Annotated in this window: 13 protein-coding genes and 1 tRNA gene; 7 read left to right on the top strand and 7 right to left on the bottom strand. The window is 71.5% G+C overall.

What is annotated here, in order from left to right:
• Positions 1–121: 121 nt before the first annotated feature.
• On the top strand, positions 122–673 hold the full coding sequence (locus QUE38_RS04470; RefSeq protein WP_286310416.1) for a hypothetical protein: 552 nt from the start codon (positions 122–124) through the stop codon (positions 671–673).
• Positions 674–680: 7 nt separating this feature from the next.
• Here QUE38_RS04470 and QUE38_RS04465 read toward each other — a convergent pair whose 3' ends face one another.
• Together QUE38_RS04465 and QUE38_RS04460 are read right to left on the bottom strand one after the other, a co-directional pair.
• On the bottom strand, positions 681–1,688 hold the full coding sequence (locus QUE38_RS04465) for a pirin family protein (RefSeq protein WP_286310415.1): 1,008 nt from the start codon (positions 1,686–1,688) through the stop codon (positions 681–683).
• Complete coding sequence (locus tag QUE38_RS04460; protein WP_286310414.1) at positions 1,685–3,289, bottom strand: hypothetical protein; 1,605 nt, start codon at positions 3,287–3,289, stop codon at positions 1,685–1,687. The genes QUE38_RS04465 and QUE38_RS04460 overlap by 4 nt, the downstream gene beginning before the upstream one ends.
• A gap of 125 nt (positions 3,290–3,414) precedes the next feature.
• Between QUE38_RS04460 and QUE38_RS04455 the strand changes: the two genes are divergently transcribed.
• Complete coding sequence (locus QUE38_RS04455) at positions 3,415–5,940, top strand: ATP-dependent Clp protease ATP-binding subunit (protein WP_286310413.1); 2,526 nt, start codon at positions 3,415–3,417, stop codon at positions 5,938–5,940.
• An 83-nt stretch (positions 5,941–6,023) separates the two neighbouring features.
• On the opposite strand, the gene QUE38_RS04450 is transcribed toward QUE38_RS04455, so the two are convergent.
• Entirely contained in the window at positions 6,024–6,914 is an 891-nt protein-coding gene (locus QUE38_RS04450) for an aminoglycoside phosphotransferase family protein (RefSeq protein WP_286310412.1), read from the bottom strand.
• A gap of 18 nt (positions 6,915–6,932) precedes the next feature.
• Here QUE38_RS04450 and QUE38_RS04445 point away from each other — a divergent pair, with 18 nt between their 5' ends.
• Positions 6,933–7,457, top strand: a complete 525-nt coding sequence (locus QUE38_RS04445) for an amino-acid N-acetyltransferase (RefSeq protein WP_286310411.1) — start codon at positions 6,933–6,935, stop codon at positions 7,455–7,457.
• A gap of 190 nt (positions 7,458–7,647) precedes the next feature.
• Here the strand turns inward: QUE38_RS04445 and QUE38_RS04440 are convergent, their stop codons facing one another.
• Entirely contained in the window at positions 7,648–7,869 is a 222-nt protein-coding gene (locus tag QUE38_RS04440) for a hypothetical protein (RefSeq protein WP_286310410.1), read from the bottom strand.
• A 16-nt stretch (positions 7,870–7,885) separates the two neighbouring features.
• On the opposite strand from QUE38_RS04440, the gene QUE38_RS04435 reads away from it, so the two are divergent.
• Positions 7,886–8,176, top strand: a complete 291-nt coding sequence (locus tag QUE38_RS04435) for a hypothetical protein (RefSeq protein WP_286310409.1) — start codon at positions 7,886–7,888, stop codon at positions 8,174–8,176.
• Between the two features lie 16 nt (positions 8,177–8,192).
• Positions 8,193–8,600 (top strand): dehydrogenase, encoded by a 408-nt coding sequence (locus QUE38_RS04430; RefSeq protein ID WP_286310408.1) that lies wholly within the window; start codon positions 8,193–8,195, stop codon positions 8,598–8,600.
• Positions 8,601–8,663: 63 nt separating this feature from the next.
• On the opposite strand, the gene radA is transcribed toward QUE38_RS04430, so the two are convergent.
• Positions 8,664–10,028, bottom strand: coding sequence for a DNA repair protein RadA (gene radA, locus QUE38_RS04425; RefSeq protein WP_286310407.1), 1,365 nt, complete (start codon positions 10,026–10,028; stop codon positions 8,664–8,666).
• Positions 10,029–10,146: 118 nt separating this feature from the next.
• On the opposite strand from radA, the gene QUE38_RS04420 reads away from it, so the two are divergent.
• Both QUE38_RS04420 and QUE38_RS04415 read left to right on the top strand, forming a co-directional pair.
• Positions 10,147–10,233, top strand: a tRNA-Ser gene (locus tag QUE38_RS04420).
• Between the two features lie 127 nt (positions 10,234–10,360).
• Positions 10,361–11,008, top strand: coding sequence for a nitroreductase family protein (locus QUE38_RS04415; protein ID WP_286310406.1), 648 nt, complete (start codon positions 10,361–10,363; stop codon positions 11,006–11,008).
• 109 nt (positions 11,009–11,117) lie between these two features.
• Here the strand turns inward: QUE38_RS04415 and QUE38_RS04410 are convergent, their stop codons facing one another.
• A complete protein-coding gene (locus tag QUE38_RS04410; protein WP_286310405.1) occupies positions 11,118–11,831 on the bottom strand; it encodes a trimeric intracellular cation channel family protein in 714 nt (237 codons plus the stop codon).
• Between the two features lie 92 nt (positions 11,832–11,923).
• Positions 11,924–13,423: an arylsulfatase gene (locus QUE38_RS04405; RefSeq protein ID WP_286310404.1), complete on the bottom strand. Its 1,500-nt coding sequence runs from the start codon at positions 13,421–13,423 to the stop codon at positions 11,924–11,926.
• Between the last annotated feature and the right edge of the window lie 29 nt (positions 13,424–13,452).

Genomic DNA, 13,452 nt, shown 5'->3' with positions numbered 1-13,452 from the left:
GATGCCCCTGGGAGCCGCACCCGGCTCCCGACCGAGCCCGCGCCGACCCGGCCCTGCGGACGTACGGGCGGTCCAGAACGTTGTCTGGCGGTCGCTGTTCGCAGCACCTAGCCTCGGGAGCATGCCCGTTCCTCCCCTGCGAGTCCCTGCGCTGCTCGGCGTGGTGCTCGGCACCGCGGCGGTGATGACCGGCTGCACCGCCGCCGGCTCCGAGGTGCCCGGCGACCCGTCGCCCGCTTCGGCCGACCCGTCGCCCTCCTCGGCAGCCGCGACCGCCGCTCCCGCTGAGCACCCCGAGGGGTGGTTGGTGTACGCCGTGCCGAGCGACGACTACACGGGACTGCCGACGGACGACCCCGAGTGGGGCTCCGAGATCGCCGACTCGACCGTCCGCGTCGGCTGGCTCGACGGTGGAGACCAGCTTGCGGTGGTCGCCTCGGGCAGCGGCAGCTGCCCGCCGGTCGCGACCGAACTGCGCGTCGATCACGACGGGCGCGGCATGATCGTGATCGAGGACCGCCGGCCGGTGGGGGCGGGCTGCACGCTGGACCTGAGTCCCCACACCACCGTGATCCCGGTCCCGCCGGAACTCGACCCCGAAGAGCCGCTCGAAGTCGCTCACCTGGGCGTCCTCGGCAACGTCCGCCTCGGCGCGCCGCCGACGGACGGCTGAGCCCGCCTCAGCCGCGCGGCTTCAGCCTCACGGTCGGCAGGTCCGGTGCGGGCAGCGGGTCGCCGTCGTACCCGTCGACGTGCCCGAACCGGCCCTGCGCGTCGTCGGCCGCGATGACCTCGCGCTGCCACTGCTCCCGGTAGGCGACCACCTCGTCGTGCGTGCGCCCGATGAAGTTCCACCACATGACGATCTGCTCGCCGAACGGCTCGCCGCCGAGCAGCAGCACGCGCACGGGGGCCTCGCCGGCAGACAGTCGGATGCTGCGGGCTCCCGGCGGCACGTAGGCGAGCTCGCTCGGGGCGGCGTCCTCGGCGCCGACCGGTTCGGCGCCGATGGCCGACTCGACCCGCACCGGTCCGTCGTCGACCAGTACCCCGTGCTCGAACCCGGGCTCGACCTCGAACGTCACCGCACCGAACGGCGGCAGGTCGACCTGCGCGCCGACGAGTGGCGAGAACACGGTGACCCCGGTGTCGACGCCCGCGAGCGCGCCGACGAAGACGCGCACGTCGGCGGCGTCGACCGAGACCCGGATCGCCTCGTGGCGTTCGAAGAACGGGCTCGCGTGCCGCGAGGCATCCGGCAGCACCGTCCAGAGCTGTACACCGTGGAGGGTGGTGGCCGCCGGAGTAGACACTTCGGAGTGCTGGATGCCAGTGCCTGCGGTCATCAGGTTCAGCTCGCCCGGACGCACCATCGCGTGGCTGCCGGCCGAGTCGCGGTGCTCGATCTCGCCCTCGAACAGCCAGCTCACGGTCTGCAGCCCGGTGTGCGGATGCGGCGGCACGACCATGCCCCCGGTGGCGGTCACGTCGTCCGGTCCGTAGTGGTCGATGAAGCACCACGCCCCGATGGTCGTGCGCCCGCGCTGCGGCAGCGTGCGGCGCACGGTCATGGCACGCGGGCCGCCGAGCGGCACCTCGCGCGCGGTGAGGATCTCGATCGCGCTGCGCGCCCCCGGGGCATCCGGGTCGCAGAGCAGTTCGCGGGGATTCCGCTCGAGGTTGCTCATGCCGCAGAGTCTATGCCCGCGCATCGACCTTCGGGCCGGTCACGAGCGATGCGCATCGTGCGCGGATCAGCCCGGGCCGCCGCAGTCCGCGTGCCCGACGTGGAAGACGCCGAACCGCGCGGCATCGTCCACGTCGATGCGTGCGATGCAGTCGGCGAGCTCCTCCCGAGCGCGTCGCGATCGTCGTCGGTGACGGGGGTGAGCGCGACCAGCCAGAGGTCCTCGCCGTCGAGCGTGTCGGCGGGCTCGGTGGTGAGCGGGTCGACGCCGGTCACGACGCGGAGGTCGGCGAACGGCTGCGGGCCGTCGGGCACGAGTGCGCGCAGTGCCTCCCCGTACGCGTCGTCGCCGGCGGCGCGCGCGAACTCGTACGCGACGCCGCCCTCCCAGTACCGCTGCGCGATGACGATCCGGTCGCCGGGTCGTGCGGATGCCTCGATCAGGTCGACGGCCTGCGCGAGGTCGCTCGGGCCGGGCTGACGGGCGAGGCCGCGCTGCACCGTGAGCGCGACCATGCCCGCGACGACGACCAGGGCGAGCGCCCCCGCGACGAGGCTCCGCACGCCGGCGCGCTCCACGGCCGCGCCGGCCGCCGCTCCGACCAGCAGCGCGCAACCGACGGTCGACCAGATGAGGTAGCGGTCCGTCAGCATCGGCGAGACGAGCCACGTGCCGGCGAACAGCACGACCGCCGGCAGTGCGAGCAGTGCGCCGGCGAAGAGCACCGTGCGCACCCGGTCGGGGCCGGCTCCGGGCGCACGGCCGAACGCCAGCAGGGTCGTGACGGCCATCGCGGCGACGACGCCCAGCGCCGCGAGGTCGAACGCCACGGCGTAGCCGGGCGAGACGCCCGCCACGTCGGCCAGGAGGGCGATGGTCTCGCGCAGGTCGGCCGGGCGCAGCCACGTGAGCTGGCCGCTCTGGCCGGAGGTCGCCACGAGCATCGCGAGGGCGACGATGCCAGCGGGCGCGCTCGCCGCCAGCCAGGCGACCACGGTGCGCCCGGGGCGGCCGGCCACCAGCACCGCGCTCGTCGCGACGGCCACGGCGGCGAACGGATGCAGCAGGGCGGCGAGCGCCGCGAGCAGCGCGTAGCCGACCCAGGCCGGCCATCGTCGCGGCGTTTGACGCAGCGCGACGTCGAGCGCCACGAGCGCGGCGACGAACAGCGCGACCGAGATCGCGTACGGCCGGGCGTTCGTCGCCTGCGCGAGCACGACCGGGTTCAGCGCGAACACGACACCGCCGACCACTGCGGCCACCGGTCCCCACCAGCGCAGGGCGAGCAGCGCGACGCCGCCCGCGGCGACGATGAACGCCGCGATCGAGGGCAGCCGGTACCAGGCCTCGTCGGCGTCGCCGAGCCAGTGCAGCGGATGCATCAGCGCGTAGTACGGCCCGAACACCCCGTCGACGTGCGAGACGGCACGCACCAGGCTGCCGAAGTCGAGCGACGCGTGCAGGGCCGTGGCGTACTCGTCGCGCCAGAGCGGCCGGGTCGCCGAGCGCAGTCCAGCGACGACGGCGGCGACGACCATCGGCACCGCCACGGAGGCGACTACGAGCGCCGACGGCACGCGGCGGCGGGCGGCGTCGGGCATGCGCACATCGTAGGGACAAACCGTGATGCGCCCACGGCGAACACGCGCCCCTGTGCACAGGGCCGTGGCTACCCTCGATGTATCGGAAGCCGCAACCCTGCCCGGCCCCGTGAGGAGTGTGACGAATGTTCGAGAGATTCACCGACCGAGCCCGCCGTGTCGTCGTCCTGGCCCAGGAAGAGGCCAAGATGCTCAACCACAACTACATCGGCACGGAGCACATCCTGCTCGGCCTCATCCACGAGGGTGAGGGCGTCGCAGCGAAGGCGCTCGAGTCGCTCGGCATCTCGCTCGACGCCGTGCGCGAGCAGGTCCAGGACATCATCGGCCAGGGGCAGCAGCAGCCCACCGGCCACATCCCCTTCACGCCGCGCGCGAAGAAGGTGCTCGAGCTGAGCCTGCGCGAGGCGCTCCAGCTCGGCCACAACTACATCGGGACCGAGCACATCCTGCTCGGCCTCATCCGCGAGGGCGAGGGCGTCGCCGCCCAGGTGCTCGTGAAGCTGGGCGCCGACCTCAACCGCGTGCGCCAGCAGGTCATCCAGCTGCTCTCGGGCTACCAGGGCAAGGAGCAGGTGCAGGTCGGCGCCGACGAGAAGCAGGCCGCGCAGGGCGGCTCGCAGATCCTCGACCAGTTCGGCCGCAACCTCACCCAGGCGGCGCGCGACTCCAAGCTCGACCCGGTCATCGGCCGCGAGAAGGAGATCGAGCGGGTCATGCAGATCCTCTCGCGCCGCTCGAAGAACAACCCCGTGCTGATCGGCGAGCCCGGCGTCGGAAAGACCGCCGTCGTCGAGGGCCTCGCGCAGGCGATCGTGAAGAACGAGGTGCCCGAGACGCTGAAGGACAAGCAGCTGTACTCGCTCGACCTCGGCTCGCTCATCGCGGGCAGCCGGTACCGCGGCGACTTCGAGGAGCGCCTCAAGAAGGTCACCAAGGAGATCCGCACCCGCGGCGACATCATCGTCTTCATCGACGAGATCCACACGCTGGTCGGTGCGGGCGCCGCCGAGGGCGCGATCGATGCGGCGAGCATCCTGAAGCCGCTGCTGGCCCGCGGCGAGCTCCAGACCATCGGCGCCACGACGCTCGACGAGTACCGCAAGCACTTCGAGAAGGATGCCGCGCTCGAGCGTCGCTTCCAGCCGATCCAGGTCGCCGAGCCGTCGCTGCCCCACGCGATCAACATCCTGAAGGGGCTGCGCGACCGCTACGAGGCGCACCACAAGGTATCGATCACCGACGGCGCGATCGTCGCCGCGGCGAACCTCGCCGACCGCTACATCTCCGACCGCTTCCTGCCCGACAAGGCGATCGACCTGATCGACGAGGCGGGCGCGCGCCTGCGCCTGTCGATCCTGTCGAGCCCGCCCGAGCTGCGCGAGTTCGACCAGAAGATCGGCGTCGTGCGCGGCATGAAGGAGAAGGCGATCGAGGACCAGGACTTCGAGAAGGCCGCATCGCTCCGCGACGAGGAGAAGCAGCTGCTCGGTGAGCGCCTGCGCCTCGAGAAGCAGTGGAAGGCCGGCGAGGTCACCACGACCGCGACGGTCGACGAGGGCCTGATCGCCGAGGTGCTCGCGCAGGCCACCGGCATCCCCGTCTTCAAGCTCACCGAGGAGGAGTCGAGCCGGCTCGTCTTCATGGAGAAGGCGCTGCACGAGCGCGTCATCGGCCAGGACGAGGCGATCGCCGCGCTGTCGAAGACCATCCGCCGCACGCGTGCGGGCCTGAAGGACCCGAAGCGCCCCTCGGGCTCGTTCATCTTCGCCGGCCCCACGGGCGTCGGCAAGACCGAGCTCGCCAAGGCGCTCGCCGAGTTCCTCTTCGACGACGAGTCGGCGATGATCTCGCTCGACATGTCGGAGTACGGCGAGAAGCACACGGTCTCCCGCCTGTTCGGCGCCCCTCCCGGGTTCGTCGGCTTCGAGGAGGGCGGCCAGCTCACCGAGAAGGTGCGCCGCAAGCCGTTCAGCGTCGTGCTCTTCGACGAGATCGAGAAGGCGCACCCCGACATCTTCAACTCGCTCCTGCAGATCCTCGAGGAGGGTCGTCTCACCGACGGCCAGGGTCGCGTGGTCGACTTCAAGAACACCGTCATCATCATGACGACGAACCTCGGCACGAAGGACATCGCCGGCGGCCCCGTCGGCTTCCAGGTCGAGGGCAACTCGCAGAACGCGTACGAGCTCATGCGCGGCAAGGTGAACGAGGAGCTGAAGAAGAACTTCAAGCCCGAGTTCCTGAACCGCGTCGACGAGATCATCGTGTTCCCGCAGCTCTCGAAGGAGGAGCTGCTGCAGATCGTCGACCTGTTCGTGAAGCGCCTCGCCGACCGCATGCTCGACCGCGACATGACCGTCGAGCTGACGCTGCCGGCCAAGGAGCGCCTCATCGAGGTCGGGTTCGACCCGGCGCTCGGTGCCCGGCCGCTCCGCCGCGCGGTGCAGCACGAGGTCGAGGATCGCCTGAGCGAGAAGATCCTGCACGGCGAGCTCAACTCGGGCGACCACGTGCACGTCGACTACCAGGACGGCGAGTTCGTCTTCACGACCACCAAGCGCGAGCTGCCGGTGGGCGTGGGGGTCAACACCAACGCCGCGATCGGCACGGGTCCGCAGACGCCCGACCTCGCGGCATCCGGCGAGTAACTCGCACGAAGACGACGCCCCCGGCTCCGGCCGCCGGGGGCGTCGTCGTGTCCGCGGGCACGGCAGGGCGGGCGGATGCCTCGTCAGGGCGTCTCGGCGAGCAGCTGCTCCATCGCGTGGACGCCGATCGCGTGCATGCGCGAGTCGTCGTCGTTGCGCGTGAGGAACGCCAGCCCGAGCACGACGGCCCAGGCGCGGGCGCGCACCCACCCACGGGCGCGGGGCGGATGCCACGGGGCCGCCGACTCCCGGAAGGCCGCGCGCCCCTCGGCGTCGAACGCGAGCCACGCCACGGCGAGGTCGCTCGCGGGGTCGCCGGCGGTGAGGTCGCCGAAGTCGATGACCGCCGAGAGGCGCGCATCGGTCTCGCCGACGAGCAGGTTTCCGGGGTGCACGTCGCCGTGCAGCCAGCGTCCGCGACCGGTGTGCGGCGGCACCGTGAAGCCGACCTCCCAGAGGCGGCGGAGGTGCCCGCGGTCGGGTACGCCGGGGTGCGCGAGTCGCTGCTCCAGCCGGGGCGCGGTCGCACCGAGCGGCGTGCCGCGCACGGGATTCCGGGGCGCGTCCGCAGGGGCGACGGAGTGCAGCGGCCCGAGGAACCTCCCGAGGTCGCGCGCGGTGTCGACGCGCTCGGCGACGGGCACCTCCGTGAGCGCGCGGCCCTCGAGCCACGGGCAGATCACCCATCGCCACGGGTACCCGAGCCCGGGCTCGCCGACGCGCTGGGCTGCGGGCACCGGCACGTTCAGGCGCGACGCGAGGCGCGGCAGCCAGCGGATCTCGTGTTCGATCAGGGGAGCGGCGACGGCCCGCCGGGGCATCCGCACGCACCGATCGTCGCCCAGCCGGGCGATGGTGTTGTCCCAGCCGTTGTCGACGATGCGCACCGGGCCGGCGAGGTCGGGGTGCTGTTCGGCGACGAGCCGTTCGATGAGCGACTCGTCGATCGGGACCTCGGCTTCGGGAGCATCCACGAACGCTAGTCTGACGTGATGACCGCCGACTTTCGAGTGCGCCGTGCGCGCGCCGCCGACGTGTCCGGAATCGTGACGCTGACCGAGCCGCTCGTCGACCGACGCATCCTGCTCGGCAAGGAGCGCGTCGACCTGTACGGCGCGCTGCAGGAGTTCCGCGTGGCCGAGGCATCCGACGGCTCGCTCATCGGCTGCGGCGCGCTGCACGTGATGTGGGAGGACCTCGGCGAGGTGCGCACGCTGGCGGTCGCCGACGCGTGGCTGGGGCGCGGCATCGGCCACGCGCTGCTCGACGAGCTCGAGGCGGATGCCGCGGAGCTCGGCCTCTCGCGGCTGTTCTGCCTCACCTTCGAGGTCGACTTCTTCGGCCGCCACGGGTTCGTCGACATGGGGCACGAGACCGTCGATCCGGCAGTGTACGCCGAGCTCGTGCGCTCGCACGACGAGGGCGTCGCCGAGTTCCTCGACCTCGCACGCGTGAAGCAGAACACGCTCGGCAACACGCGCATGCTGAAGCTGCTCGGGGGCGCGGCGTCCCACTAGCACGACCGGTTCGCGGGCCGGGGGAGCGGCGCGCCGGGGACATGGCGCGCCCCGTCGCATCCGTCGCCGTACCCTGAGGCCATGTCGACGATCCGCAAGCCCGTCGGGCCGCAGCCGGCCGCGGTGTACTGGCGTCGTCGCATCATCGTGCTGCTGGGTCTCGTGGCGGTCATCGCGGTGGTCGTGCTGATCATTGTGCGGCCGGGTGCGAGCCAGGGGCGCAGCCCGACGAGACCGACACGCCGGTCGCGACGACGGCGACGGATGCCACCGCCACGGCGCTGCCCACCGAGGCGGTCGCCGTCGATGGCGACCCGTGCGCGCCCGAGCACATCGTCGTCGAGCCCGTCACCGACGCCACCACGTATGCCGCGGGCGAGCTGCCCGAGCTCACCGTCACGCTCACGAACACGGGCCCGAACGTCTGCGTGCTGAACGCCGGCACCGCGGCGCAGGTGTTCACGATCACGAGCGGCAACGAGGTGTACTGGACCTCGACCGACTGTCAGGTCGACCCGATCGACGCCGAGGTGAGCCTGACGCCCGGCGAACCGCTCAGCTCGGCCGCGCCGATCGTGTGGAACCGCACCCGCTCCGACCCCGACACCTGCGACGACGACTCGCGCGAGCCGGTGCCGGCTGGCGGCGCGTCGTACCACCTCGCGGTCTCGGTCGACGGGTTCGAGTCGTCGGCCACGAAGCAGCTGCTCCTCTACTGAACGTAGGCTTGGGGGCATGGCCTCCAAGAAGAAGCGCACGCCCGCGCGCCCGCAGGAGTTCCGGTCGCAGGCGCTCGCCGAGGCCCTCGAACGGCAGGACATGGCCGCGGTCGCCCTCGCGCTGCGCCACGGCAACACGGTCGTGCCGCTCATCAAGCCGGGGCCGCGCGACAAGCCGCTCGACGGCGGCGAGGTCTGGACCTACCGCGACCCGAACACCGCCGAGGTGGCGCTGCTGCTCTTCAGCGACGCCGCGAACAAGCCCGCGAACCTGCCGCCCGCGGTCGGCCTGCACAGCCCGGCCTGGCTGCGTTCGTTCCTCACCACGCACCGCTCGGAGATCACGACGGTCTTCCTCGACATCGCCGGCCCCCACCCGATGCAGGCGTCGCCCGCCGACCTGCTGGCCGCCCTCGAGGCGTAGTCGCGGGGTTCGAAGCCGAGCGGATGCCCCTGAGCCGGCCCGCCGCGCGAACCCGAACAGGCCTCAGAACACCGCGTCGAGTTCCTGCTCCCGGGTGGAGCGCTTCGTCATGAGCGCGTGCTCGACGGCGGCCTTCACGCTGCCGACCTCGTCGTCGATCAGGCGACGGTAGCCGAGCCGCCGCGCCTCGGCGGCGCGTTGGCGGGCCGCCGCGACGGGTCGCACCTCACCGGCGAGGCTGATCTCGCCGACCGCGGCGATCTCGGCCGGCACCGCGCGGTCGCTCATCGCGCTCGCGATGGCCACGGCGATGGCGAGGTCGGCACCCGGCTCGGCGAGTCGCACCCCGCCGACCGTCGAGACGTACACGTCGTGCGCGCCGAGCCGCGAGTACCCCGCCCGCCGCTCGAGCACCGCGATGATCATCGCCACGCGCGACGAGTCGACGCCGCTCACCACGCGCCGCGGCTGGGGCGCGCTGGTCGACACGACGAGCGCCTGCACCTCGACCGGCAGTGCGCGTCGGCCCTCGAGTGCGACGGTCACGCAGGTGCCGCTCACCGCGACCCGCGACCGAGACAAGAAGAGGCCGCTGGGGTCGGGCACCTCCGAGATGCCCTCGCCGGTCATCTCGAAGCAGCCGACCTCGTCGGTGGGGCCGAACCGGTTCTTGAGCGCCCGTACGAACCGCAGCGCGGTGTGCCGGTCGCCCTCGAACTGGCAGACCACGTCGACCAGGTGCTCGAGCAGGCGGGGGCCCGCGATGGTGCCGTCCTTCGTGACGTGGCCGACGAGCAGCACGGGCAGGTGCCGCTGCTTCGCGAGCCTGATCAGCGTGGACGCGACCTCGCGCACCTGGCTCGGTTGCCCGGCGACGCCGTCGGACTCGGCGCTCGACACGGTCTGCACCGAGTCGACGATGAGCAGGTCGGGCGCGACCGCGTCGGCCTGGCCGAGCACGGTCGCGAGATCGGTCTCCGACGCGAGGAAGAGGGTGTCGTGCAGCGCCCCGGTGCGCTCGGCGCGCAGCCGCACCTGCGCGACCGACTCCTCGGCGCTCACGTAGAGCACTCGGCGGCCGGATGCCGCGGCGCGGGCCGCGACCTCGAGCAGCAGCGTCGACTTGCCGACGCCCGGCTCGCCGCTCAGCAGGATGGCCGCGCCCGGCACGATGCCGCCGCCCAGCACGCGGTCGAACTCGCCGACGCCCGTCGGGCGATGCCGCGAATCCTCGGCCACCGCCTCGGTGATGGGCCTGGCCCGCGAGGCATCCGCCACCGCCGCCGGCCGCACGGCCTTCGCCTCGGCCGCCGCAGCGCCATGCTCGACGACCGTGCCCCACTGCTGGCACTCGCCGCAGCGGCCCACCCACTTGACGGTCGTCCAGCCGCACTCGGAGCAGCGGAACGACGTGGAGGGGCGGGCCATGCTGCGAGTGTAGGTGCGCCCGCCGACACGGGAACGGATGCTCCGCGCGTGCCGCGCGCGCTCAGGGGCATCCGCCCCCGTTTTGGCGCACAGCCCCGTCGCGGTTAGGATATTCGGCGGTACCGTGTCCGAGCGGCCTAAGGTGCAACTCTCGAAAAGTTGTGTGGGTGAAAGCCCACCGTGGGTTCAAATCCCACCGGTACCGCTCGCTGAAACCCCCTCTCCGGAGGGGGTTTCGTCGTCTCCGGGCATCCGCTGCTGCCGTTGCGCCAGGGACCGGAACGTCACTTCGCGCAGGCAGAACCGACCGACCGGTATGTCAGACTGGCAGCATGACCCTGCACCTCTCCGCGGACCAGCTGCTCACCACGACCCGCTCCGTCCGCAAGCGGCTCGACCTCGATCGTCCCGTCGAGCGGTCGGTCGTCGAGGAGTGCCTCGAGATCGCCCTGCAGGCACCGACCGGGTCGAACCGACAGGGTTGGCACTGGGTCGTCGTCGAGGACGCCGAGACGAAGGCGGCGATCGCAGAGATCTACCGGTCGAACTTTTGGGAGTACCGTGACGCGCCCGGCCCGACGTTCACCCCAGGGGATGCGCGAGCCCAACAGGCGCGACGGGTGGCCGACTCGGCGGACTCCCTCGCCGACAACTTCGAGCGGGTGCCGATGATGCTGATCCCCTGCATCCGGGGGCGGCTCGACGACGCCGACGTCAGCGAGCAGGCCGGCGCGTGGGGGTCGATCCTCCCCGCCGTGTGGAGCTTCATGCTCGCCCTCAGGGAGCGGGGCCTCGGCTCGGCGTGGACGACGCTGCACCTCCCGAACGACGGCGAGCGGCGCGTCGCGGAACTGCTCGGCATCCCCTTCGAACGGGTCACGCAGGCCGGACTGTTCCCGATCGCCTACACGATCGGCACCGACTTCCGGCCAGCACGTCGCCGTCCGCTCGCCGACGTCCTGCACTGGGACGCGTGGTGACCGTACGGGGCATCCGTTCGCAGAGTGCGCCCGAGGGCCACTTCTTCGTCCGAGGGCTGAAGCTTCGGCCCTCAGGCCAAGAAACGGCCCTCAAGCGGGCGGGGGTGCCTCACCGCCGCAGGTCGTCGGGATCGATCGTCGGCAGCTGCCCGGTCGGCGGGGCGTCGTACGTGAACGTCGGCACGCCCCAGCGCGTGAGCACCGACACGATGCGGATCGCGAGGATGATCACGATCGGCACCCAGAACACGACCAGCTCGGGCACGTCGAGCTCGAGCAGCAGCACGTACACGAGCGCGCCGATGAGCGCCGCCGTGATGTAGAACTGCCCGCCCCGCAGCACGTCGGGAATCTCGTTGGCGAGCATGTCGCGGATGATGCCGCCGCCGACGCCTGCGATCACGCCGATGATGGCCGCAGCGATCGGGTCGGCCCCGGCCTGGATCGCCACGTTCGTGCCCACGACGACGAACAGCGCCATGCCCGCGGCATCCGATACCTGCACGATGCGGTAGCGCCGCAGCAGGTCGAGCGCGCGGGTGCGCGTGAGCGGCACGACGATGAGTGCGGTGACCGCGCCGACGAGCAGGAACGTAGGGTTCTGCACCCAGAACACGGGCGTGTTGCCGAGCAGCAGGTCGCGTACGGTGCCGCCGCCGACGCTCACGATGCAGGCCAGCACCACGACCCCGACGAGGTCCATCTGCTTGCGGCCCGCCGCGACCGCGCCGGAGATCGCGAACGCCACGGTGCCGGCGTACTCGAGCGACGCCTGCACGATGGCGAGCGCTGCCCCGACCGAATCGGATGCCGCTGAGCTCACCGCGCCCTCCCTCCGCCAGTCAGCCTATGACCCGGTCGCGCTCGCCCAACCCGCAGGGACGAGCCAGTCCGGCCCACCCAGGCGCGCTCGCCTCAGGAGTTCCCGGCCACGTCCTGCAGCTTCTCCAGCACCTGGTCGATCGTGAACGACGCCGGCCGCTGGCGCACCGGGAACTCCTCGAGCGTCGACAGCATCTTCGCCACGTACGCCTGCGCCGGCACGAACAGGAACACCCGGTCGAGCAGCCAGTCGTAGTAGGTGTTCGACGTCTGGTCGGCGCGTTCGTACGGGTCGGTGCGCAGGTTGAACAGCTTCGGCGCGCGCAACTCGACCCACGGGTCGAGCCAGACCGCGAGCGTGCCCTGGGTGCGCTGCTCGAGGAACACGATCTTCCAGTTGTCGTAGCGGATCGCGGTGAGGTCGCCCTCGTCGGAGACGTAGAAGAAGTGCTTGCGCGGGCTCTCGTCGACCTCGCCCGTGAGGTAGGGGAGCAGGTCGTGCCCGTCGAGGTGCACCTTGAAATGGGAGCCTGCGAGCTCGGTGCCCGCCGCGAGGCGATCGGCCACGTCGTGGTCGCCCACCGCGGCGAGCAGCGTGACGAACCAGTCGTCGTGGCTCGCGATGCCGTTCAGCACCGTGCCCTCCGGGATGTGCCCGGGCCAGCGCACCATCGCCGGCACGCGGTAGGCGCCCTCCCAGTTCGAGTTCTTCTCGTTGCGGAACGGGGTCATACCCGCATCCGGCCAGCTGTTCATGTGCGGCCCGTTGTCGGTCGAGTACATGACGATCGTGTTCTCGGCGAGGCCCAGCTCGTCGAGCAGGTCGAGCAGGTCGCCGACCAGGTTGTCGTGGTCGATCATCGTGTCGTGGTACTCCGACTGCCACCGGCCGGCCTGCCCGCGGCTCGACTCCTTCGTGTGCGTGCGGAAGTGCATGTGCGTCGAGTTGAACCAGACGAAGAACGGGGTGTCGTCGTCGGCCCGCCTGCGGATGAAGTCGGCGGCCGCGTCGCGGAACTCCTCGTCGCAGGTCTCCATGCGCTTCCGGGTCAGCGGCCCGGTGTCCTCGACGCGCTGGGTGCCGTCGCCGTTGGCCCACGAGTGGATGACCCCGCGCGGGCGGAAGCGCTCGCTGAAGTTCGGGATCTCGTCGTCGGTGGGGTAGTCGGGGTGCTCGGGTTCCTCCTCGGCGTTCAGGTGGTACAGGTTGCCGAAGAACTCGTCGAACCCGTGCATGGTGGGCAGGAACTCGTCGCGGTCGCCGAGGTGGTTCTTGCCGAACTGCCCGGTGGCGTAGCCGTGCTCCTTGAGCGCGGTCGCGATGGTCGGGTCCTCGGCGCGCAGCCCGATGTCGGCGCCCGGCATGCCGACCTTCGTGAGGCCGGTGCGGTACGGGTTCTGCCCCGTGATGAAGGCCGCGCGGCCGGCGGTGCAACTCTGCTCACCGTAGTAGTCCGTGAAGCGCACGCCCTCGTCGCCCACGCGGTCGATGTTCGGGGTGCGGTACCCCATCAGGCCGTCGGAGTAGGCGCTGACATTCGAGATGCCGATGTCGTCGCCCCAGATGATGAGGATGTTGGGCGTGTCTGCCATGACGTGTCCTTCCTGCGTCGATGGGGGAA

The organism is Agromyces mangrovi, assembly GCF_030296695.1.
Classification (GTDB): domain Bacteria; phylum Actinomycetota; class Actinomycetes; order Actinomycetales; family Microbacteriaceae; genus Agromyces; species Agromyces mangrovi.
Note: the sequence above shows the minus strand (reverse complement) of the source record. Positions and strands in the feature narration are given on the sequence as shown.